18 protein-coding genes and 1 other RNA gene are annotated in these 23062 nt (G+C 67.1%); 10 read left to right on the top strand and 9 right to left on the bottom strand.

What is annotated here, in order from left to right:
• Positions 1–232: 232 nt before the first annotated feature.
• Positions 233–1528 (top strand): MFS transporter, encoded by a 1296-nt coding sequence (locus tag SY91_RS07300; RefSeq protein WP_023475808.1) that lies wholly within the window; start codon positions 233–235, stop codon positions 1526–1528.
• Between the two features lie 79 nt (positions 1529–1607).
• Here the strand turns inward: SY91_RS07300 and SY91_RS07305 are convergent, their stop codons facing one another.
• Positions 1608–3443 carry a tetratricopeptide repeat protein gene (locus SY91_RS07305; RefSeq protein ID WP_023475809.1) on the bottom strand — a complete coding sequence of 612 codons (1836 nt, stop codon included), beginning with the start codon at positions 3441–3443 and terminating at the stop codon, positions 1608–1610.
• A gap of 130 nt (positions 3444–3573) precedes the next feature.
• Between SY91_RS07305 and SY91_RS07310 the strand changes: the two genes are divergently transcribed.
• Entirely contained in the window at positions 3574–5226 is a 1653-nt protein-coding gene (locus SY91_RS07310) for an FAD-dependent monooxygenase (protein ID WP_023475810.1), read from the top strand.
• Between the two features lie 8 nt (positions 5227–5234).
• On the opposite strand, the gene SY91_RS07315 is transcribed toward SY91_RS07310, so the two are convergent.
• The 4 genes from SY91_RS07315 to SY91_RS07330 are packed head-to-tail and all read right to left on the bottom strand — an operon-like array spanning position 5235 to position 10537.
• Entirely contained in the window at positions 5235–5486 is a 252-nt protein-coding gene (locus tag SY91_RS07315) for a formate dehydrogenase subunit delta (RefSeq protein WP_023475811.1), read from the bottom strand.
• Between the two features lie 7 nt (positions 5487–5493).
• A complete protein-coding gene (gene fdhF / locus SY91_RS07320; RefSeq protein ID WP_023475812.1) occupies positions 5494–8445 on the bottom strand; it encodes a formate dehydrogenase subunit alpha in 2952 nt (983 codons plus the stop codon).
• 17 nt (positions 8446–8462) lie between these two features.
• The gene (locus SY91_RS07325; RefSeq protein WP_023475813.1) at positions 8463–10040 is read right to left on the bottom strand and encodes a formate dehydrogenase beta subunit; all 1578 of its coding nucleotides are present in this window, start codon (positions 10038–10040) and stop codon (positions 8463–8465) included.
• The gene (locus SY91_RS07330; RefSeq protein WP_023475814.1) at positions 10037–10537 is read right to left on the bottom strand and encodes an NAD(P)H-dependent oxidoreductase subunit E; all 501 of its coding nucleotides are present in this window, start codon (positions 10535–10537) and stop codon (positions 10037–10039) included. Before SY91_RS07330 ends, SY91_RS07325 begins: the two co-directional genes overlap by 4 nt.
• A 130-nt stretch (positions 10538–10667) precedes the next feature.
• On the opposite strand from SY91_RS07330, the gene SY91_RS07335 reads away from it, so the two are divergent.
• The 3 genes from SY91_RS07335 to SY91_RS07345 all read left to right on the top strand — a co-directional run bounded on the left by SY91_RS07335 (position 10668) and on the right by SY91_RS07345 (position 12854).
• Positions 10668–11774: a substrate-binding domain-containing protein gene (locus SY91_RS07335; RefSeq protein ID WP_023475815.1), complete on the top strand. Its 1107-nt coding sequence runs from the start codon at positions 10668–10670 to the stop codon at positions 11772–11774.
• Positions 11775–11875: 101 nt separating this feature from the next.
• Entirely contained in the window at positions 11876–12145 is a 270-nt protein-coding gene (locus SY91_RS07340) for a hypothetical protein (RefSeq protein WP_023475816.1), read from the top strand.
• Positions 12146–12500: 355 nt separating this feature from the next.
• Positions 12501–12854 carry a DUF4148 domain-containing protein gene (locus SY91_RS07345; RefSeq protein ID WP_023475817.1) on the top strand — a complete coding sequence of 118 codons (354 nt, stop codon included), beginning with the start codon at positions 12501–12503 and terminating at the stop codon, positions 12852–12854.
• Positions 12855–13143: 289 nt separating this feature from the next.
• Here the strand turns inward: SY91_RS07345 and ssrA are convergent.
• The 4 genes from ssrA to ompA all read right to left on the bottom strand — a co-directional run bounded on the left by ssrA (position 13144) and on the right by ompA (position 15777).
• Positions 13144–13513, bottom strand: a transfer-messenger RNA (tmRNA) gene (gene ssrA / locus SY91_RS07350).
• A gap of 17 nt (positions 13514–13530) precedes the next feature.
• A complete protein-coding gene (gene gph / locus SY91_RS07355; protein WP_023475818.1) occupies positions 13531–14244 on the bottom strand; it encodes a phosphoglycolate phosphatase in 714 nt (237 codons plus the stop codon).
• 13 nt (positions 14245–14257) lie between these two features.
• A complete protein-coding gene (ubiG, locus tag SY91_RS07360; RefSeq protein WP_023475819.1) occupies positions 14258–14956 on the bottom strand; it encodes a bifunctional 2-polyprenyl-6-hydroxyphenol methylase/3-demethylubiquinol 3-O-methyltransferase UbiG in 699 nt (232 codons plus the stop codon).
• Between the two features lie 152 nt (positions 14957–15108).
• Positions 15109–15777, bottom strand: a complete 669-nt coding sequence (gene ompA / locus SY91_RS07365) for an outer membrane protein OmpA (protein WP_006476579.1) — start codon at positions 15775–15777, stop codon at positions 15109–15111.
• Between the two features lie 524 nt (positions 15778–16301).
• On the opposite strand from ompA, the gene gyrA reads away from it, so the two are divergent.
• From gyrA to SY91_RS07390, 5 genes are all read left to right on the top strand, one after another.
• Positions 16302–18905, top strand: coding sequence for a DNA gyrase subunit A (gyrA, locus tag SY91_RS07370; RefSeq protein ID WP_011694211.1), 2604 nt, complete (start codon positions 16302–16304; stop codon positions 18903–18905).
• An 83-nt stretch (positions 18906–18988) separates the two neighbouring features.
• Positions 18989–19588, top strand: a complete 600-nt coding sequence (locus SY91_RS07375) for a DUF2059 domain-containing protein (RefSeq protein ID WP_006486966.1) — start codon at positions 18989–18991, stop codon at positions 19586–19588.
• Between the two features lie 155 nt (positions 19589–19743).
• Positions 19744–20826 (top strand): 3-phosphoserine/phosphohydroxythreonine transaminase, encoded by a 1083-nt coding sequence (gene serC / locus SY91_RS07380; protein WP_006496544.1) that lies wholly within the window; start codon positions 19744–19746, stop codon positions 20824–20826.
• A 33-nt stretch (positions 20827–20859) separates the two neighbouring features.
• The gene (gene pheA / locus SY91_RS07385; protein WP_006476576.1) at positions 20860–21942 is read left to right on the top strand and encodes a prephenate dehydratase; all 1083 of its coding nucleotides are present in this window, start codon (positions 20860–20862) and stop codon (positions 21940–21942) included.
• Between the two features lie 187 nt (positions 21943–22129).
• Entirely contained in the window at positions 22130–23056 is a 927-nt protein-coding gene (locus SY91_RS07390) for a prephenate dehydrogenase (protein WP_043887301.1), read from the top strand.
• Positions 23057–23062: the final 6 nt, after the last annotated feature.

The following is a 23062-nucleotide window of genomic DNA, read 5'->3' on the forward strand; positions in this document are numbered from 1 at the left end:
CTTGTACGAGGCGGATGCCGCGACGGCCGTGACAGGGGGCGCCAAGGGGCACCACAAGGCAAATGTCGGCCTGGCGTGGCATGATTCGCGAATCATGCCGGCGGCGCGCCGTTACGCGCCGTGCCGCCGGCGGGCAGCGATGCCCGGGCGCGCGGACTCACCCTGCGCGTCGCGCATCGTCGGATTCATGCGGCGGCGCGGTATTCGCGCCGCCCGAGCTGAGCGAGAAAACATGTCCACAGCGTCCCCTGCCATCGCGCAGGAATCGAAAGTCCGCACCGTCTTCCGGGTCGTCAGCGGCAACTTCCTGGAAATGTACGACTTCATGGTCTACGGGTATTACGCGTCGGCCATCGCGAAAACATACTTTCCGAGCGGCAACGCGTTCGCGTCGCTGATGCTGTCGCTGTCGGTATTCGGCGCGGGTTTCCTGATGCGCCCGGTCGGTGCGATCGTGCTCGGCGCGTACATCGATCATCACGGCCGCCGCAAGGGCCTGATCCTGACGCTCGGGCTGATGGCGATCGGCACGCTCACCGTGGCCGCGATCCCGGGCTACGCGACGATCGGCGTGCTCGCACCGGTGCTCGTGCTGCTCGGCCGGCTGTTGCAGGGCTTCTCGGCGGGCGTCGAGCTCGGCGGCGTGTCGGTCTACCTGTCGGAGATCGCGACGAAGGGCCGCAAGGGGTTCTATACGTCGTGGCAGTCGGGCAGCCAGCAGGTGGCCGTCGTGTTCGCCGCGTTCGTCGGTGTCGTGCTGAACCGCGCGCTGCCGGTCGAGGAAATGACCGCGTGGGGCTGGCGCATTCCGTTCCTGATCGGCTGCCTGATCGTGCCGTTCCTGTTCCTGATCCGCCGGTCGCTGAAGGAGACCGACGAGTTTCTTGCGAAGCGTCACCGGCCGACGATGGGCGAGATCATGCGCTCGATGCTCGACAACTGGGGTGTCGTGGTGGCCGGCATGGGGATGGTGATCATGACGACGGTGTCGTTCTACATGATTACCGCGTACACGCCGACCTTCGGCAAGGAAGTGCTGCACCTGTCGTCGCTCGACGCGCTCGTCGTGACCGTTTGCGTCGGGATCTCGAATCTCGTGTGGCTGCCGCTGTCCGGCGCGCTGTCCGACCGCATCGGTCGCCGCCCGGTGCTGATCGCCTTCACCGTGCTGACGCTGGTGTCGGCTTATCCGGCCGTGCTGTGGCTCGTCGGCGATCCGTCGTTCCTGCGGCTGCTCGCGGTCGAGCTGTGGCTGTCGTTCCTGTACGCGTCGTACAACGGCGCGATGGTCGTCGCGCTGACCGAAGTGATGCCGGCCGACGTGCGGACGGCCGGCTTCTCGCTCGCGTACAGCCTGGCCACGACGATCGGCGGTTTCACGCCAGCGATCTCGACGCTGCTGATCCACCAGACGGGCAACAAGGCGGCGCCGGGGCTGTGGCTGAGCGTGGCCGCGATCTGCGGCCTGATCGCGACGCTCGTGCTGTATCGCACGGCCGATGCGCGCAACCAGTACAAGTCAGCCTGACGGCGGCCGCTATATCGCGCGGTGTCGGCCGCGCATCACATCGAAAGGGAGCGCGATGCGCTCCCTTTTTCGCTTGCGGTCATGCGTCGCGCAGCATGTCGGCCACCGAGGCCGCCACGTCGCGCCACGTGCCCGGGGCCGGCTGGCGGGCGATTCTGGCTCGCGGATACCACGGACAGTCGTCGCCGGTGAACCAGCGCCAGTCGGCCGCGAACGGCAGCATGACCCACAGCGGCTTGCCGAGCGCGCCCGCGAGGTGCGCGACCGCCGTGTCGATCGTGACGACGCCGTCCAGGCGCTCGATCAGCGCGGCCGTATCGGCAAAGTCGTTCAGCCGGCCGTCGAGACGATGCACGCGCGGATGCGCGTCGACGCGCGCCCGTTCGTCTTCGTCGAGCGCGGGCTGCAGCACGATCCAGTCGATGTCCGGCAGCGCGAGGAGCGGCGCGAGCGCGTCGAACGGCATCGAGCGGTTTTCCTGCGCCTGCCGGCGCCCCGACCATGCCAGGCCGAACTTGCGCTTCGATTGCCCGCCGAGCGAACCGCGAAAGCGTCGCCGGGCGCCGTCGGGTGCGTCGAGGTAGCGCGAGCCGACGATGTCGTCCGGCTGCAGCCCGAGCAGGAACGGCAGGCTCATCAGCGTGCACGCGACGTCCGCGGCAGGCGGCTTCGCGGCGCCTTGCGGGACGAGCGTCACGCGCCAGCGCGACGCGGCCGGCGTCAGCAGCGCGACGAGTTCCGGCTGGACTTCGAGCACCACGCGCGCGCAGCGTGCGCGGACCAGCGGCACGAAGCGGACGAACTGCAGCGTGTCGCCGAACCCCTGTTCCGCGCGGATCAGCAGCGTGCGCGACGCGATCGGCTCGCCGTGCCAGCGCGGCAGCGCGCCGAGCGGCGTCGCGCCGGGCGTCTCGTGGCGCGCTTCGTAGGCGGGCAGGCCGCGCGTGAAGTCGCGCAGCGTCAGCAGCGTGACCGCGCGGTGCAGCCGTGCGAGCGTGAGATCGGGCGCGACCCGCAGCGCCTGGTCGAATGCGCGCAGCGCCATCTCGTGCGCACCGAGCGCGTGATGCGCGTTGCCGAGATTCAGCCATGCGAGCCCGAACGACGGATCGAGCCCGACGGCGCGCTCGTAGTAGGGCAGCGCGTCGCGGTGGCGCGCCTGCGCGCAGAGCGCATTCGCGAGCCCGAACAGCGCGAGCGGAAACGGCGGGTGCAGCGCGAGCGCGGCTTCGAATGCCGCGGCTGCCTCGGCATGCCGGCCGACCGCGTCGAGCGTGTTGCCGAGATTGAAATGCGCGGCGACGAACCGCGGTTGCGCGGCGGTCGCGGCCTGGAAGTGCGCGATCGCCTCGTCGGCGCGACCCATCGCGCTCAGCGCCATCGCGAGGTTGTTGTGCGCGCCCGCATGCCCGGGCCGGAGCTCGAGCGCGCGACCGAAAGCGGCGAGCGCGTCGTCGTGGCGGCCGAGCGCGTTCAGCGCGTTGCCGAGATTGTTGTGGATCGACGCGTCGTCGGGCGTGAGCCGCAGCGCACGGCCGAAGGCGTCGATCGCATCGTCGTGACGCTGCAGTGCCGCATACGCGTTGCCGAGGTTGTAGTGCGCGAGCGGAAATTCGGGCGCGAGCGTCAGCGCGTTGCGAAAGCGGTCGATCGCTTCGTCGAGTCGGCCGAGCGCTTTCAGCGCGTTGCCGAGATTGAGCTGCAGCGCGGCATCGTCCGGACGCAGCGCGACGGCGCGGCCGACGAGATCGGCCGCCTCGGCGTGCTGGCCCTGCTGGTGCCGCAGCACGCCGAACAGGTGCAGCGCGTCGGCATCGGCGGGGTTGGAGGCGAGCGCGTTGCGATAGCCGTGCTCGGCCTCGGCGAGGCGGCCGGCACGGTGCGCGGCGTACGCCTGGTCGAATGCGGAATCCATGACGCGAAAACTGGCGGAAAGCGCGTATTTTCCCACACCGCGCGGCGGGGCCGCGTATCGGCCGGTCGGCATATGGCCCCGTGACGCGGAGCGGCGTAGACTTGCAGAGTCGCGTGTCATCGAGGTTCTCATGGCTGACACACTGCCTGATATCCCGCCCGTGCTGATCGTCGGCGCGGGGCCCACCGGTCTCGCCGCGGCGATGAGCCTCGCACGGGCCCGCGTGCCGGTGCGCATCATCGATCGTCTCGTCGCGCCCGCGCCGTTTTCGCGTGCGATCGGCATCCAGGCGCGCACGCTCGAACTGCTGGAGCAGCATCGCGCGGTCGAGCCGTTTCTCGCGCTCGGTCATCGCGCGCATGCGGCCGAGCTGCATGCCGACGGCCGTGTGATCGCACGGCTCGATTTCGATCCGCTGCAAACGCGCTATCCGTATCTGATGTTTCTCGACCAGAGCATCACCGAGCGGCTGCTCGCCGAGCACCTGGCCGGCATGGGCGTGAGCGTCGAACGCGGGACGGTGCTGACCGCCTGCGATGCGGGCGGCACGTCGCTCGACGTGACGCTGCGCCGCGCCGACGGCCGCGACGAATCGTTCGCCCCGTCGTACCTGATTGCCGCCGACGGCGCGCACAGCACGGTGAGGCATCTGCTCGGCCTGGGCTTTGCCGGGCATGCGTTCGAACAGACTTTCCTGCTGGCCGATTTCGCGGCGATACCCGACTGGCCGGACGAAGAGATTCACCTGTTCACGACACCTGCCGGCATCGCGGGCCTGTTTCCGATGGGAGGCGGCCGTTACCGGCTCGTCGCGGACCGGCCGCCCCGCGGCGACGCGTCGCGCGACGCGCCGGCGCCGGCGCCGTCGCTCGACGAATGCGATGCGATCATCCGCGCGCGCGTCGGCGCATCGATCTCGCCGAGCGATCTCGCGTGGTCGTCCTATTTCCACCTGCACAGCCGGATGGTCGACCGGCTCCGTCACGGCCGCGTGTTCTTCGCGGGCGATGCGGCGCACGTCCACAGCCCGGCCGGCGCGCAGGGCATGAACACCGGCATCCAGGAGGCGTTCAACCTGGGCTGGAAGCTCGCCCGCGTCCTCGGCGCAGGCGCGCCCGAGCGATTGCTCGACACGTATCACGCGGAGCGCCACCCGATCGAGCGGGACGTATTGCGGCAGACCGGTTTCGTCACGCAGATCGTCGAAGCCGAGCGCGGCGCGATGAAGCTGCTGCGTGATCACGTCGTGCCGCTGCTGGCGTCGTTCGGGCCGATGCGCGACGCGGTCAGGCGCACGGTCAGCGAGCTCGGCGTGCAATACCGGAAGAGTCCACTCACGCTCGAGCGCGTGCTCGACGGCGGCCCGCGCGCGGGCGAGCGGGCGCCCGACGCACTCGTACACGTGCTCGACGGGCCGCTCGGTCGCGCGCCCGGTACGGCGCGGCTATACGATCTTCACGATCCGGCCTGCTTCACGCTGTTGCTGCTGGAAGAGCCGATGAATGCCGACGCCGGCGAGGTGCCGCCGATCCCGGCCGATGCGCAGGCGCTCGTGCAGGGGCTCGAGCGGATCATGCCGGAAGCGGTGCGCGTGTGGCGTGTCGCCGATGCCGAAGGCGATGGTACGGCCGGGCTCGCGCAGGAATACGGCCGCTCGCGCCCGTCGTTCTATCTGCTGCGGCCCGACGGCTACGTTGCCGCGCGCGGGCGCACGGCGACCGACGCGAACGCGCTGCTGCGCCACTGCGAAAGCTGGTTCGCGGGCATGTCGGTATCCGCGTAGCCGCGCGGTCAGGCGGGCGCCGCGGCGGGGACGAGCGACGCGCGATGCGCGGCGATCGCATCGCGCACGATCGGCGTCGCGCGTTGCCCGGCTTCGCGCGACGGATCGTCGAGCGCGACCAGCAACGCACGGCGCATCCGCGGCTCCCAGAAACGCCGGATATGCTCGGCGATCCCGGTCAGCGCTTCGTCGCGGTCGGGCATCGATTCGAAGAATGCGCCGATCTGGTTGGCCATGTCGATCAGGTGTTCGCTGTTCATCGCAGTCTCACTTGCCCGTCGTCACGGCGGCCGGCTCGGCGGCGCGGCGCTCGAGCAGGTCGAGCTGCTCCGAGTTGAAGCGCGCATACGCTTGTTGCCAGTCGGACGGTTGCGCAACCGGCAGCACCTGAACGGCCGTCACCTTGTATTCCGGGCAGTTCGTCGCCCAGTCGGAGCTTTCCGTCGTGATCACGTTCGCACCCGATTCGGGGAAGTGGAACGTCGTGTAGACGACGCCCGGCTGCATGCGCTCGGACACCAGCGCGCGCAACACCGTCTGACCGGCACGCGACTCGATGCCGACCCAGTCGCCCGTCCGGATTCCGCGATCTTCCGCGTCGTGCGGATGGATCTCCAGGCGATCCTCTTCGTGCCACCGGACATTCTCGGTCCGGCGCGTCTGCGCGCCGACGTTGTATTGCGACAGGATGCGGCCCGTCGTCAGGATCAGCGGATAGCGCTGCGTGACTTTCTCAGGCGTCGGAATGAACTTGGTGATCACGAACCGGCCCTTGCCGCGCACGAACGTGTCGATGTGCATGGTCGGCGTGCCTTCCGGCGCGTGTTCGTTGCACGGCCACTGGATGCTGCCGAGCGCGTCGAGCTTCGCGTACGACACGCCCGAGAAGGTCGGCGTGAGCCGCGCGATCTCGTCCATGATTTCCGACGGATGCGTGTAGTGCATGTCGTAGCCGAGCGCCTGCGACAGCAGCAGCGTCACTTCCCAGTCCGCGTAGCCCGCGAGCGGCGGCATCACCTTGCGCACGCGCGAGATGCGGCGCTCCGCGTTCGTGAACGTGCCGTCCTTCTCGAGGAACGTCGAGCCCGGCAGCAGCACGTGCGCGTATTTCGCGGTTTCGTTCAGGAAGATGTCCTGCACGACGATGCATTCCATCGCCGACAGCGCGGCCGCGACGTGCTGCGTATTCGGGTCCGACTGGACGATGTCCTCGCCCTGGCAGTAGAGCCCCTTGAAGCTGCCGTCGAGCGCCGCGTCGAACATGTTCGGGATGCGCAGGCCGGGCTCCGGCTGGAGCGTGGCCGACCAGGCTTCTTCGAACTGCGTGCGCACGACCGTGTCGCTGATGTGCCGGTAGCCGGGCAGTTCGTGCGGGAACGAGCCCATGTCGCACGAACCCTGCACGTTGTTCTGGCCGCGCAGCGGATTGACGCCGACGCCTTCGCGGCCGACGTTGCCGGTCGCCATCGCGAGGTTCGCGATGCCCATCACCGTGGTCGAGCCCTGTGCGTGTTCGGTCACGCCCAGGCCGTAATAGATCGCGGCGTTGCCGCCCGTCGCGTAGAGGCGCGCGGCCTCGCGCACCAGTTCGGCCGGCACGCCCGTCACGTCGGCGGTGGCCTCGGGCGAATTGTCGGCCTGCGCGACGAAGTCGCGCCATTGCTCGAACGCACGCGTGTCGCAGCGCTCGGCGACGAATGCATCGGCCACCAGCCCTTCGGTGACGATCACGTGCGCCAGCGCATTGACGATCGCGACGTTGGTGCCCGGGCGCAACTGCAGGTGGTGCGTGGCCTTCACGTGCGGGCCGTCGACGACGTCGATGCGGCGCGGGTCGATCACGATCAGCTTCGCGCCTTCGCGCACGCGCCGCTTCAGCCGCGAGCCGAACACCGGATGGCCGTCGGTCGGGTTCGCGCCCATCACGATGATCACGTCGGCCTGGCCGACCGAGGCGAACGTCTGCGTGCCGGCCGATTCGCCGAGCGTCGTCTTGAGGCCATAGCCGGTCGGCGAGTGGCACACGCGTGCGCAGGTATCGACGTTGTTGTTGCCGAACGCGGCGCGCACGAGCTTCTGCACGAGATAGGTTTCCTCGTTCGTGCAGCGCGACGACGTGATGCCGCCGATCGAATCGCGGCCGTACTTCTGCTGCAGCTTGCGGAACTGCGTCGCCGCGTAGGTGAGCGCCTCTTCCCAACTGACTTCGCGCCACGGGTCGGTGATCTTCTCGCGGATCATCGGCTTCGTGATGCGGTCCTTGTGCGTCGCGTAGCCCCACGCGAAGCGTCCCTTCACGCACGCGTGGCCTTCGTTCGCGAGCCCGTTCTTGTGCGGCGTCATGCGCACGACCTGCGTGCCCTTCATCTCGGCCTTGAACGAGCAGCCGACGCCGCAGTACGCGCAGGTCGTGACGACCGAGTGCTCGGCCTGCCCGAGCTGCACGACGGATTTTTCCTGCAGCGTGGCCGTCGGGCAGGCGGCGACGCACGCGCCGCACGACACGCATTCCGACGCCATGAACGATTCGCTTTCGCCGGCGGCGACGCGCGATTCGAAGCCGCGCGCGGCGATCGTCAGCGCGAACGTGCCCTGTGTTTCCTCGCACGCGCGCACGCAGCGGTTGCAGACGATGCACTTCGACGGGTCGTACGTGAAGTACGGGTTCGATTCGTCCTTCGTGTCCTTCAGGTGATTCGCGCCGTCGAAGCCGTAGCGCACTTCGCGCAGGCCGACCACGCCGGCCATGTCCTGCAGCTCGCAGTCGCCGTTGGCCGGGCAGGTGAGGCAGTCGAGCGGGTGGTCGGAGATGTACAGCTCCATCACGTTGCGGCGCAGCGACTGCAGCCGGTCCGACTGCGTGCGCACCTTCATGCCGGCTTCGGCGGGCGTTGTGCACGACGCCGGATAACCGCGCCGGCCCTCGATCTCGACGAGGCATAGCCGGCACGAGCCGAACGGTTCGAGCGAATCGGTCGCGCAGAGCTTCGGGACGTTGACGCCGGCTTCGATCGCCGCGCGCATCACCGACGTGCCGGCCGGCACCGTGACCGGCTGGCCGTCGATTTCGAGCGTGACGTCGGTGTCGGCATGCCGTTGCGGCGTGCCGTAGTCGGTGTCGTCGAACGGATCGAATGCGCGCGCCTGTGCGGCGCTCTTGCACGCGCATTGGCCCGAGCCGCAGCCGCCTTGGCGGACGTTGTTCGTGTCGAGGGACATACAGGGCTCCTTCTGGGTCAGGCCGCAGCCTTGACCGGACCCGACGCGGCATCCTTGCCGGCAGCGAGCCCGAAATCTTCGGGGAAATGGTCGAGCGCGGACAGCACCGGGTACGGGGTCATGCCACCCATCGCGCACAGCGAGCCGGCGAGCATCGTGTCGCACAGGTCGCGCAACAGCGTGACCTGCCGCTCCGACGTATCGCCGTGGCGAATCCGCGCGATCGTCTCGACGCCGCGCGTCGAACCGATCCGGCACGGCGTGCACTTGCCGCACGATTCGATCGCGCAGAACTTCATCGCGTATTCGGCCAGCTCGGCGAGATTCGACGTGTCGTCGTGCAGTACGATGCCGCCGTGGCCGACGACCGCGCCGATCGCCGTGTATGCCTCGTAGTCGAGCGGCACGTCCCACTGGTGGTCGGGCAGATAGGTGCCGAGCGGGCCGCCGACCTGCGCGGCGCGCGCCGGCCGGCCGCTGGCCGTGCCGCCGCCGAAGTCGAACAGTAGCTCGCGCAGCGTGACGCCGAATGCGAGTTCGACGAGGCCGCCGTGACGGATGTTGCCGGCAAGCTGGAACGGCAGCGTGCCGCGCGAGCGGCCCATCCCGTAGTCGCGATAGAACGCGGCGCCGCGCGCGAAGATCACGGGCGCGGTCGCGAGCGTGATCACGTTGTTGATCACGGTCGGCTGGCCGAACAGGCCCGCGAGCGCGGGCAGCGGCGGCTTCGCGCGCACGACGCCGCGCTTGCCCTCGAGCGATTCGAGCAGCGCCGTTTCCTCGCCGCATACGTACGAGCCAGCGCCTTTCGCGACGTGCAGCTCGAACGCATGCGCGGAGCCGAGCACGTGCTCGCCGAGCCAGCCGGCTTCACGCGCGCGGACGATCGCGGCTTCGAGCGTCGCGATCGCGTGCGGGTATTCGCTGCGCACGTAGATGTAGCCGACCGTCGCGCCGGTGGCGACGCCCGCGATGATCATTCCTTCGATCAGGCAGTACGGATCGCATTCCATCAGCAGGCGGTCGGAGAACGTGCCCGAATCGCCTTCGTCCGCGTTGCAGACGATGTATTTCTGCGCGGCGCGTGCTTGCCGTACGGTACGCCACTTGATGCCGGCCGGGAACGCCGCGCCGCCGCGGCCGCGCAGCCCCGATTCGATCAGCGTCTCGCATGCGGCATCGCCGTCGAGCGCCAGTGCGTTCTTCAGGCCGGCGAGGCCGCCGTGTTGCAGATAGTCGTCGATCGACAGCGGATCGGTCAGGCCGATCCGCGCGAACGTGAGCCGCTGCTGACGGGCGAGGTAGGGCAGCGCGTCGACGAGGCCGACGCCGCTCGGATGCGTGCCGCCTTCGAGCCAGCCGGCGTCGAACAGGGCCGGCACGTCGGCGGCCGACAGGTTCGCATAGCCGACGCGGCCCGCGGCCGTCCCGACCTCGACGAGCGGCTCGAGCCACAGCAGCCCGCGCGAACCGTTGCGGATCAGTTCGACCGCGACGCCGCGCCGTTCGGCTTCGGCCACGATCGCGGCGGCGAGCGCGTCGGCGCCGAGCGCCAGCGCGGACGAATCGCGCGGAACGTAGATGCGGGTCGTCATGCGGCCTCCGGCGTGTGGGCGACCGCGTCGGCCAGCAGCGCGTCGAACTTCTCCGGCGTGACCTTGGCGTGGAGCTCGCCGTTGACCGTCATCGACGGCGATTGTGCGCACAGTCCGAGGCAATAGACCGATTCGAGCGCGATGTCGTCCGGCGTACGGGGCGCGACGGCATCGCCGTGCGCGGCATCGAACCGGCAGCCGGTGCGGGCTTCCGCGTGGGCGGCGAGCGTTTCGCAGCCCATGCTGCGGCACGCTTCGGCGCGGCACATCTGGATCGTCACGCGGGCGGGCGGCGTGGTGCGGAAGTGGTGGTAGTAGGTCAGGACGCCGTGCACTTCCGCGCGCGACAGGTTCAGCGCCTTGGCGAGCGGCGCGACGCAGCCTGGCGGCACGTAGCCCGCGTCGTCCTGGATCGCGTGCAGGATCGCGACGAGCGACCGGCCGGCGCGCGCATGGCGCTCGACGAGCACGTCGGGCGCAGGGGAATTCGGGGACATCGTTATGCTCCTCCAAAGCCTCATATGCGCTCGAAATTCATATATGGCGCAGCGGGACTTGGTTCTGATTGATTTTGACCAACGATAAGCGGAAGATTTCGCGGTCGCAATAGGAAATCGGAGTGCATAATTGATTCGGATCGAATGCGACGCGTATCTGACCGTACGCGACACGGAAGGCCGCTCGGCCAGTCTGTCCGACGTCGCTCCGCTGCTGGAGCTCGTGGCGGAGACGGGCAGCATCGCGCAGGCCGCGCAAGCCAAGGGGCTGTCGTACCGGCACGCGTGGGGCATGCTCCGCGCGCTGGAATCGTGCATCGGCGGGGAGTTGATCGAAACCGCGCGCGGCAAGGGTTCGACGTTGTCGGCGCTGGGGCAGGCCGTCGTCGATGCGCAGCGTCTGGCACGCAGCCGCCTCGACGGGAATCTGCGCACGCTCGCGGCCGAGGTGGCCAGTGAGCTGAACCGGCGGCTCGCGCAGCGCGACGGCGCCGTGCGCATTCATGCGTCGCATGGTTATGCGGTCGCGACGCTGGTCTCCGCGCTCGTCGATGCGCAGGCGGCCGTCGACATCAAATATCGCGAGAGCGTCGAGGCCGTGCAGGCGCTCGCGCGCGGCGAATGCGACCTCGCAGGCTTCCATTTGCCGCGCGGCGCGTTTCGCGCGCAGTGCGCGCAAATCTACCGGCCCTGGTTCGACGACACACGCCACGTGCTGATCCACCTGACGCGCCGCCAGCAGGGGCTGTTCGTGCCGCGCGGCAATCCGAAGCAAGTGCGCGGGCTGGCGGATCTGGCGCGCAGCGACATCCGCTTCGTCAATCGCCAGCCGGGGTCGGGCACGCGCATGCTGCTGGATCTCGCATTGCGCGCGATCGGCATCGATCCGGAGCGTATCGACGGCTATGCGTCGGCCGAACTCACGCATTCGGCGATCGCGGCGTTCGTCGCGAGCGGCATGGCCGATCTCGGTTTCGGCGTCGAGCCGGCCGCCCGTCACTTCGGGCTCGACTTCATCCCGGTCGTCGACGAGGATTACTACTTCGCGTGCGAACGTGCGCGGCTCGATGTGCGGCCGCTCGCCGATGTGCTGGCGCTGCTGCGCGACGCGCGGTTCGTCGAGCGCGTCGCGCATCTCGACGGCTACGATCCGGCCGCGTGCGGCGCGCTGGAACCCATCGCGACAGGGCTTGCCGGCAGCGACGGCACGAGCGTGCCGGACCGCAATTCTCCGTAACGAGAACGCGACCGGACCGCGCTGCAGCAGTGGGGGATTTGCGCTACGCTTGCCGCTTGATCAACGTTCCAACAAGCACGCCGTTCAGGCGTCATCCCGCCATGAAATTTTCCGTTCCCCTTTCTGCGGCAGCGTTGACCGCAGGGCTGCTGGTCGTCGCTTCGCCGCTTGCGTTCGCGCAGAATTCCCCGGGTGTGCCCGGCGGGATCCTGAGCGAACAGTTCCGCCTGAACGAACATCCGCAGATGCCGTTCGCGGCGTCGGCGCCGTCCGAGAAATACCAGAGCGGCAAGAAGTCGGCATTGCGCCGCAAGGGTGACCTGGGCGACCCGAACGGCTGCAACCTGAAGTGCCCGATGGATACCCGGTAACGCGCAGGCGGCGCGTTTGCGCCTGAACGGGCGCGGTCTTCTGCGCAGCGGCTCGATCGACTGATAGACGGCTGCGCACGTTCCGCCCCGATCCCGCTTTATTCGAGCCCCGCGAAGCCCGTCGCCTCGCGGGGCTCGCGCTTTTCGGCGAGCCTTCTCGCAACGCGGGGACGGACGAAGCGGCCGATCGCCCGCGTTGCCGTTCCGACAGGAATCTAGGGTTAACCCTTAAATCAGGAAGGATGTCTTCCTGAAACCTGCCTTATTCTTAAGCATCCACCTACATAAACTTCGGTTTGTCGGCGCTGATCAAGGTGTTCACCGCCGAATCAGACAAATCTGGAGGTAGGTCATCATGAAGTCGTTCGTTCAAGCCGTTGTCGTTGCCGCTGCTCTCGTTGCCCCGGTCGTGTCGTTCGCCCAGTCGGGTTCGACGCTCACCCGTGCGCAGGTTCGTGCCGAACTGGTTCAACTCCAGCAGGCCGGTTACAACACCGCCCGCGGCGAAGATCCGCATTATCCGGAAGCGATCCAGGCCGCAACGGCCCGTATCGCGGAGCAGCAGCGCAGCGCGCTGGCGCAAGCGCAAGGCGCCGACGCCAGCGGCTATGGTGCGCAGGCACAGGGCGCTTCGGCGTCCGGATCGCGCGCCATGGGCGTGCGCCCGGCCAGCGCGGAAGAAATGAAGTCGCTGTATCGCGGCAGCTAAGTCGCACGTTGTCTGGGGTGGGCGAACGCGGGTGCGGCGATGCGTCGTGCCCGACGCCTGCCCCCCCGGGCCGGCCGCCATTCGGCGCAACCGATGATGGCGCCGGCGCGGCAGAACATCCGTCACCTCCTGCCGCCACGACACCGGCGGCATTCCGCCCGGCCCGTCGGGGCTGGGCGCTTTTTCGGAGGGTGCGGGGCGGGTGCGTTTCGCAGGCAAGAAAAAAACCCGCGGAGCAACGCTCGGCGGGGTTTTCTTTGCGAAACGTGGTGAACGTTTGGCGGGTATTTGGTGGAGGCGGCGGGAATCGAACCCGCGTCCAGAAGCGCTCCACGACTAGTTCTACATGTTTAGTCCAGTCTTTTGATTTAACCGCAGCGACGCGGACGAACACGCTGCACTACGGCGATTCGCTGGATTTTCGACCCTGGCGTCGCGACGCCGACAGGGCTTAACTGACGTAAATGACCTCTGGCGGTATTGCTACCGGTCTTGCGACACTAGCCCGTCAGTGAACTAGGCAGAGGACGGCGGCCCTTAGGCTGCCAGTGCGAACGTATCGTCGTTTGCAGTTACGATTTTCCCATTGATTAACGAGGTGACGGGTCCTCGACATGCCCTAGCCGCTTCACAACCCCTGTCGAAACCAGGTCGCCCCCGCGGATAAGATCGACCATTATAGCCCAACATCGCGCAGCAGGTGCCGCAGTTCCTGCGTCGTGCCGACGAGGTGCTGGGCCTGCCAGTTGGCCGGCGCGATACCGTCGCCGCAATAGCCGTATGCGGCCGCGACCGTAGCCATGCCGGCGGCGCTGCCGGCCTGGATGTCGCGCAGGTCGTCACCCACGTAGACGATACGCTCGGGCGCGAGTGTCAGTTGCTCGGCGGCATGCAGCAGCGGGGCCGGATGCGGTTTCGAGTGCGGTGTTGTGTCGCCCCCGACGACGCAGGCGGCGCGCGGCGCGAGGCCGAGCAGATCGACGAGCGGTGCGGTGAGCCGCATCGCCTTGTTCGTGACGATGCCCCAGCGCACGCCGCGCGCATCGAGTTCGTCGAGCACGTCGCCGATGCCGGGGAACAGCGTCGTATGCACGCACAGATCGGTCGCGTAGTTGGCCAGGAACTCGTCGCGCATCGCTTCGTAGCCGGGCGTATGAGGATCGATGCCGAACGCGCCGCCGAGCAGGCCGCGTGCGCCGGCCGAGGCCAGCGGCCGCAACACGTCGAGCGACGTTTCGGGCAGGCCGCGCTCGCGCTGCATCTTGTTGACGGCTGCCGCGAGGTCAGGCGCCGTGTCGGCGAGCGTGCCATCCAGATCGAACAGAACCGCATCGCAGTGCAACAGGCGCGGTTCGTCTGCGATCCGCGCGGTCGAAAGGGGAGTCGTCATGCCGGTTGGAGGGTCACGCGCCGCGACGGCACGCAACCAGGTAGTTGATATCGGTGTCGTTCGACAGCGCGAAGCGCTTGCCGATCGGGTGGTACGTGATGCCCTTGATCTCGACGATGTGCAGATCCGTCGCGCGCACGAAGCCGGCCAGTTCCGACGGGCGGATGAACCGCGCGTAATCGTGCGTGCCCTTCGGCAGCATTTGCGCGATGTATTCCGCGCCGATCACGGCGAACAGGTAGGACTTCAGGTTGCGGTTCAGCGTCGAGAAGAACACCCAGCCGCCCGGTTTCACGAGCGTCGCGCACGCGGCCACGATGTCGCCGGGAGACGGTACGTGCTCGAGCATTTCCATGCACGTGACGACGTCGTAGGTGCCCGGTTCGCGCGCGGCGATCGCTTCGGCCGCGATCGCCTCGTACTCGACCGAAATGCCGCTTTCGAGGCTGTGCAGGTCGGCCACGCCGAGCGCTTCGGTCGACAGGTCGATGCCTTTGACCTGGGCGCCGAGCCCGGCCATCGATTCGGACAGGATGCCGCCGCCGCAGCCGATGTCGAGTGCGCGCTTGCCGGCCAGGTGCGCATGCGCGTCGATCCAGCCGAGCCGGACCGGGTTCAGGTCGTGCAGCGGTTTGAATTCGGCATTCGGATCCCACCATCGGTGGGCGAGGTCGCTGAATTTCTGGAGTTCGTGCGGATCGGCGTTGGTCATGTCGGCAAACGGGCTACGAGAGGAGGGCGGTGCTTCGGTGCGTCAGCCCCGAGTATATAAGCGGGCGGACGACGAGGCCAGCGAGCGCCTGGACGGGCGTCAATGAAAAAGCCCCGCCGGAGCGGGGCTTTGAAGCAGTCGAAAACCGCGGCTTAGTTTGCCGGAACGGTCGTCTTCTGCACTTGCTGCGTACCAACCACTTCGACTTCCACGCGGCGGTCCGGTGCGAGGCAGGCGATGAGTTGCTTGCGGTTCTTCTGGTTGCAGCCAGTCGTAACCGGGTTGCGCTTGCCCTTGCCTTCCGTGTAGATCTTGTTGGCCGGCACACCCTTGCTGACCAGGTACGACTTCACGGCTTGCGCACGGCGCAGCGACAGACGGTCGTTGTACTTGTCCGAACCGATGCGGTCCGTGTAGCCCGTTGCGACGACCACTTCCGTGTTCATGCCTTCGATCTTCGAAGCCAGTTCGTCCAGCTTTTGCTTGCCCAGCGGCTTGAGCGTTGCCTTGTCGAAGTCGAACAGTGCGTCAGCTTGATACGTGATCTTCTGGCTCGTGATGGCCGGAGCGACCGGAGCGACCGGCGGCTGCGGTGCCTGGGCGACCAGTGCGCCATCGCACTTCGCGTTGGCGGTGGCCGGCGTCCAGAACGCATCGCGCCAGCAGAGCTCGTTCGTGCCGTTCATCCACACCCATTCGCCCGTGCCGTTCACCCAGTTGTCATTGACGGCTTGACGCGACGCCGGCACCGACTGTGCCGAAGCGGATGCAGCCATAACTGCGGTAGCTGCAATGAACGCGAGCTTTGAAAGTTTATTCATATTTCTCCTCTCGAAATTGAGATTACCGCAGGTTTACTGCGAGCCTGTTGACGGTGACAAGTCATACATTGCTCGAAGTATAACATTGGTGCGGCACAAAAAACGCGGCACCGCTCTGTGTAGACTTCGAGCAGCGTCTAACTTTCAGTGCGTTGGCATTTTGCCATATCGTTCCCTTCCTACGAAAAAAAATCCTCCCCACCCCAAGATCGCTTCAACTTTGTGGTGCATGCGCAACACCGGCCTGCCGTAACTTTTAGAGATTGTCAAGAGCGGGGCGGCGAAATTGCGTGAATGCATGCAGTTGTTTACTCGTGCGCATGAAACGCGGGGGCGACCGCCTGCGGCGTCGAGGCGCACGCGATTTCGGCCGATTCGCGGCGACCGCGATTTTTGCTGTTTACATATAGAGGGGGAGGCGGATTGGCGGCTGATGGGCGCATGTTAGAATCTCGCGTTGCGTTGCGCATGCAGCGCCCACGCGAAAGGCGTTCGCCGTCTTCGCTCCGAAACGATACGGATACATGGATCAATTCGCCAAAGAGACCCTGCCCACCTCCCTAGAGGAGGAAATGCGCCGTTCGTATCTCGATTACGCGATGAGCGTGATCGTCGGACGTGCCCTCCCGGATGTCCGCGATGGCCTCAAGCCCGTGCACCGGCGCGTGTTGTTCGCGATGCACGAACTGAACAACGACTGGAACCGCGCGTACAAGAAGTCGGCGCGTATCGTCGGTGACGTGATCGGTAAATACCACCCTCACGGCGATACCGCGGTCTACGACACGATCGTGCGGATGGCGCAGGACTTCTCGCTGCGCTACATGCTGATCGACGGGCAGGGCAACTTCGGCTCGATCGACGGCGACAATGCCGCGGCGATGCGTTACACCGAAATTCGCATGGCGAAGATCGGTCACGAACTGCTTGCCGACATCGACAAGGAAACGGTCGATTTCGAGCCGAACTACGACGGCAACGAAATGCAGCCGTCGGTCCTGCCGTCGCGCATTCCGAACCTGCTGATCAACGGCTCGTCGGGCATCGCGGTCGGCATGGCGACCAACATCCCGCCGCACAACCTGAACGAAGTCGTCGACGCGTGCCAGCACCTGCTCGGCAACCCGGAAGCGACGATCGACGAGCTGATCGAGATCATCCCGGCGCCGGACTTCCCGACGGCCGGCATCATCTACGGCGTCGCCGGCGTGCGCGACGGCTACCGCACCGGGCGCGGCCGCGTCGTGATGCGGGCGGCCACGCACTTCGAGGAGATCGACCGCGGCCAGCGGATGGCGATCATCGTCGACGAGCTGCCGTATCAGGTGAACAAGCGCTCGCTGCTCGAGCGGATCGCCGAGCTCGTCAACGAGAAGAAGCTCGAAGGCATTTCCGACATCCGCGACGAGTCCGACAAGAGCGGCATGCGCGTCGTGATCGAGCTCAAGCGCGGCGAAGTGCCGGAAGTGGTGCTGAACAACCTGTACAAGGCGACGCAGCTGCAGGACACGTTCGGCATGAACATGGTCGCGCTCGTCGACGGCCAGCCGAAGCTGCTGAACCTGAAGGAAATCCTGCAGTGCTTCCTGTCGCACCGACGCGAAGTGCTGACGCGCCGCACGATCTACGAACTGCGCAAGGCCCGCGAACGTGGCCACGTGCTCGAAGGTCTCGCGGTCGCGCTCGCGAACATCGACGAGTTCATCGCGATCATCAAGGCCGCGCCGACGCCGCCGATCGCGAAGCAGGAACTGATGGCGAAGCCGTGGGATTCGTCGCTCGTGCGCGAGATGCTGACGCGCGCCGAGAGCGAGAACGCGGCGGCCGGCGGTCGTTCCGCGTACCGTCCGGAAGGCCTGAACCCGGCATTCGGGATGCAGACCGACGGCCTGTACCGCCTGTCCGACACGCAGGCGCAGGAAATCCTGCAGATGCGCCTGCAGCGCCTGACCGGCCTCGAGCAGGACAAGATCATCGGCGAGTACCGCGACGTGATGGCACAGATCGCCGACCTGCTGGACATCCTCGCGCGCCCCGAGCGGATCACGACGATGATCGGCGACGAGCTGACCTCGGTGAAGGCCGAATTCGGTGATGCGCGCCGCTCGAAGATCGAGCTGAACGCGACCGAGCTGAACACCGAGGATCTGATCACGCCGCAGGACATGGTCGTCACGATGTCGCATGCGGGCTACGTGAAGTCGCAGCCGCTGTCCGAGTACCGTGCGCAGAAGCGCGGCGGTCGCGGCAAGCAGGCGACGCAGATGAAGGAAGACGACTGGATCGAGACGCTCTTCATCGCGAACACGCACGACTACATCCTGTGCTTCTCGAACCGCGGCCGCGTGTACTGGGTCAAGGTCTATGAAGTGCCGCAGGGCTCGCGCAACTCGCGCGGCCGCCCGATCGTCAACATGTTCCCGCTGCAGGAAGGCGAGAAGATCAACGTCGTGCTGCCGGTCAAGGAATTCTCGGCCGACAAGTTCATTTTCATGGCGACGTCGCTCGGCACCGTGAAGAAGACGCCGCTCGAAGCGTTCAGCCGCCCGATGAAGAAGGGCATCATCGCGGTCGGCCTCGACGAGGGCGACTACCTGATCGGTGCGTCGATCACCGACGGCGCGCACGACGTGATGCTGTTCTCCGATGCCGGCAAGGCCGTGCGTTTCGACGAGAACGACGTGCGTCCGATGGGGCGCGAGGCGCGCGGCGTGCGCGGCATGCAGCTCGAGGACGGGCAGCAGGTCATCGCGATGCTGGTTGCCGGCAGCGAGGAGCAGACCGTGCTCACCGCAACCGAAAACGGCTACGGCAAGCGCACGCCGATCACCGAGTACACGCGCCATGGCCGTGGTACGAAGGGTATGATCGCGATCCAGACGTCCGAGCGCAACGGCAAGGTCGTGGCTGCCACGCTCGTCGACGCCGAGGATCAGATCATGCTGATCACGACGGCCGGCGTGTTGATTCGCACCCGCGTATCCGAGGTTCGCGAGATGGGGCGTGCCACGCAAGGTGTTACACTCATCAGTCTCGATGAGGGCACCAAGCTCTCTGGCCTGCAGCAGATCGCGGAGGCCGAAGAGGGAGAGGGCGAGGCCGACGAGGCGTCGGACGGCGAAGCCTGAAGAACGGATGAGACTCTGGCCGCCGCGGGCGAAAAGCGCCGCGGCCGGCGAGCAACCATTCATATTTCCAAAAGGGAGTGATGATGCAAAAGCAATTCAAGCAACTGGTTCTGCTGGCTGCACTGGTGCCGACGTTCGCGATGGCGCAAGCGCTGTCGAATTCCGCACCGGCAGCTCCGGCGGCAGCTGCGCCGATCGACGCCGACAAGAAGGCAGCGATCAAGGATCTGCTCGACGCGATCGACGCGCCGAAGCTCGTGTCGGCAATCGGCAACAGCGCCGAAATGCAGGCCAAGCAGCTCGTGCCGGCCATCCTGTCGGACGCGCTGTCGGAAAACAAGACGCTGAACGACAAGCAGAAGCAGGCTGCCGTTCCGACGCTGCAGAAGAACGCGGTGCCGAAGCTGGTCGACGGCGCAGGCAAGGTGTTCGGTACGCAACAGTTCCAGAGCGACGCGATGTCGGCTCAGTACGACGCATACGCGAAGTACTACAGCACGTCGGAGATCAAGGATCTGACGACGTTCTACAAGAGCCCGACGGGCCGCAAGTTCATCCAGGTTCAGGATCAGGTCGGTCGCGACGTGGTCAACGGCCTGATGCAGAAGTACATGCCGCAAGCGATCCAGGCAACGCGTACGCAGGCTGACAAGGAAGTCGCAGCAGTCAAGCCGGGCAAGTAAGCTGTCCGGGCGCGCCCCCGGCCGTTCGGCCGGGTTTGGCGGGAGCCTGACGACAGTGCGATAATGGCCGTTTGCGCGCGAGCGCAAGCGGCCATTTCTTTTCTGGCGCGTTTTGCCGGCGGCAAGCCGGTCGCGTCCCTCCCGAGGTTTTCACGATGCGCGTCTTTAATTTCTCCGCCGGCCCTGCGGCGATGCCCGAGGAAGTGCTGCGGCAGGCCGCCGACGAAATGCTCGACTGGCATGGCAGCGGCATGAGCGTGATGGAGATGAGCCATCGCGGCAAGGAATTCATGTCGATCCACGAGGCCGCGCTGACCGATCTGCGCGACCTGCTCGGCGTGCCGGCGAGCCACCGGATCCTGTTCCTGCAGGGCGGCGGCATCGCGGAAAACGCGATCGTGCCGATGAACCTGCTCGGTGCGCGCAAGACGGCCGACTTCGTCGTGACGGGTTCGTGGTCGCAGAAATCGTTCGGCGAGGCGAAGAAGTTCTGCACGCCGCATCTCGCCGCGAGCGGCAAGACGGAGGCCGGCTTCACGCGTGCGCCCGCGCGCGCCGAATGGCAGCTGTCGGACGATCCGGCCTACGTGCACCTGTGCACCAACGAGACGATCGACGGCGTCGAGACGTTCGAGATCCCGGATCTCGGCGACGTGCCGCTGGTCGCCGATGTCTCGTCGCACATCCTGTCGCGCCCGATGGACGTCGCGAAGTACGGCGTGTTGTTCGGCGGCGCGCAGAAGAACATCGGGATGGCCGGCGTGACGGTCGTGATCGTGCGCGAGGATCTGCTCGATCGCGCGCTGTCGATCTGCCCATCCGCATTCGAATGGAAGACCATCGCCGCGAACAACTCGCTGTACAACACGCCGCCCACCTACGCGATCTACATCGCGGGCCTCGTGTTCCAGTGGCTGAAGCGGCAGGGCGGCCTCGAAGCGATCGAGGCCCGCAACATCGAAAAATCGAAGCTGCTCTACGACACGATCGACGCGAGCAGCTTCTATCTGAACAAGGTCGAGCCGGCAGCACGTTCGCGGATGAACGTGCCGTTTTTCCTGGCCGACGAAACGCGCAACGAAGACTTCCTTGCCGGCGCAAAGGCGCGCGGGCTGCTGCAGCTGAAGGGCCACAAGTCCGTCGGCGGCATGCGGGCGTCGATCTACAACGCGGTGCCGCTCGAGGGCGTGAAGGCGCTCGTCGAGTACATGAAGGACTTCGAGCAGCGCGGCGCCTGACGGCGGCGCTGTTCAAACAGCACGGCAAAACGCATGGACGACGAACTGAATTCCCGCCTGAAACCGCTGCGCGACCGCATCGACGCGATCGACGCGCAGCTGATCGCGCTCCTGAACCAGCGCGCCGCGGTGGCGCTCGAGGTGGGCGAGGTCAAGAAGCATTTCAACGCGCCGGTGTTCCGGCCGGAGCGCGAGCTGCAGGTGATCGCGCGGCTGCAGGACATGAGCGCCGGGCCGCTCGCGAGCGAGCACATCAGCGCCATCTGGCGCGAGATCATGGCCGCGAGCCGCGCGCTCGAGCAGACGATCCACGTCGCGTTCCTCGGGCCGGTCGGCACGTATAGCGAACAGGCGATGTTCGAGTATTTCGGCCAGTCGATCGAAGGGCTGCCCTGCCCGTCGATCGACGAGGTGTTCCGCTCGGTCGAGGCCGGTGCGTCGGCATTCGGCATCGCGCCGGTCGAGAATTCGACCGAAGGCGCCGTATCGCGCACGCTCGACCTGCTGCTGCAGACCCAGCTGCTGATCAGCGGCGAGCTCGCGCTGCCGATTCATCACAACCTGCTCACGCAGAGCGGCACGCTCGACGGCGTGAAGCGTGTCTGCGCGCATGCGCAGGCGCTTGCGCAATGCCAGCAGTGGCTCGCGGCGAATGCGCCGCAGCTCGAGCGGCAGGCCGTGGCGAGCAACGCGGAGGCCGCGCGCCTCGCAGCGGCCGATCCGACCGTCGCCGCGATCGCGGGCGACCGCGCAGCCGCGCATTACGGCCTGCAGATCGCGTTCTCGCTGATCCAGGACGATCCGCACAACCGCACGCGCTTCGTGATCGTCGGCAAGCAGCCGGCCGGCCAGAGCGGTCACGACCAGACGTCGCTGATCGTGTCGGTGAAGAACGAGCCGGGCGCCGTGTTCAAGCTGCTCGAGCCGCTCGCGCGGCACGGCGTGTCGATGACCCGCTTCGAGTCGCGTCCGGCGCGCGTCGGCACGTGGGAGTACTACTTCTACATCGACATCGAAGGGCACCGCGACGATGCGGCGGTGGCGGCCGCGCTGGCGGAACTCGGCCAGAAGGCCGCGTTCCTGAAGGTACTCGGTTCGTATCCGCGCGCACGCTGATACGCGGCGGCCCGTCGCCTGCTTGGGACAGGCGTCGTGGCCGGGCGGGCAGGGCAGGCCGGTCGGCGCTGCCGAAGGCGGGTTCGGGCGGTATCCGGTGCAGGTTGCGCCGGGTGCGCGCCCGTTGCCCGGAATCTGGAATTCCGCGTGCGGGGCGTCGTTTCGCGCGCGTAACTTGGCTCTTGTCGTGTCAGGCTTTGCATTCAACAAACTGGTCATCTTCGGCGTCGGCCTGATCGGCGGATCGCTGGCCCGCGCGCTGCGCGAGCGCGCGCCGGGCGGCGCGGGCGAGATCGTCGGCGTGGGCCGTTCGCGCGCGTCGGTCGAGCGCGCGCTGTCGCTCGGCGTGATCGATCGCGCGGCGGCGCTCGACGACGACGCGCAGTTGCGCGACGCGCTCGCCAGCGCCGATCTCGTCTTGCTGGCCGCGCCCGTCGCGCAGACGGGTCCGTTGCTCGCGCGCATCGCGCCGTGGCTCGACGGCGCGACGATCGTCACCGATGCGGGCAGCACCAAGTCAGATGTCGTCGCGGCCGCGCGCGACGCGCTGGGCGTGCGGATCGCGCAGTTCGTGCCGGGTCATCCGATCGCGGGGCGCGAGTCGAGCGGCGTCGAGGCGGCGTTGCCGGACCTCTACGTCGGCCGCAACGTCGTGCTGTGCCCGCTGCCGGAGAACGCGCCCGACGCGGTCGCCCGGATCGACGCGATGTGGCGCGCGACCGGCGCCGACGTGCGCACGATGAGCACCGAACAGCACGATCGCGTATTCGCGTCGATCAGCCATCTGCCGCACGTGCTGTCGTTCGCGCTCGTCGAGCAGATTCTCGGCGAGGCCGACGCGGAACTGAAATTCTCGTACGCGGCCGGCGGTTTCCGCGATTTCACGCGCATCGCGGCGTCGAACCCGGAAATGTGGCGCGACGTGTGCGTCGCCAACCGTGCGGCGCTGCTCGACGAACTCGACGGCTACACGCGCGTGCTCACGCGCCTGCGCGCGGCGATCGACGCCGGTGACGGAGCGGCGCTCGAAGCCGTATTCACGCGCTCGCGCGCCGCGCGCAAGGCATGGCAGGAACGCGGCGGCACGCCCGCTGCCGAACCGGTCAAGAAATAACAGGAC

Origin of the sequence: Burkholderia cenocepacia (assembly GCF_014211915.1) — a bacterium.
Lineage (GTDB): Bacteria > Pseudomonadota > Gammaproteobacteria > Burkholderiales > Burkholderiaceae > Burkholderia > Burkholderia orbicola.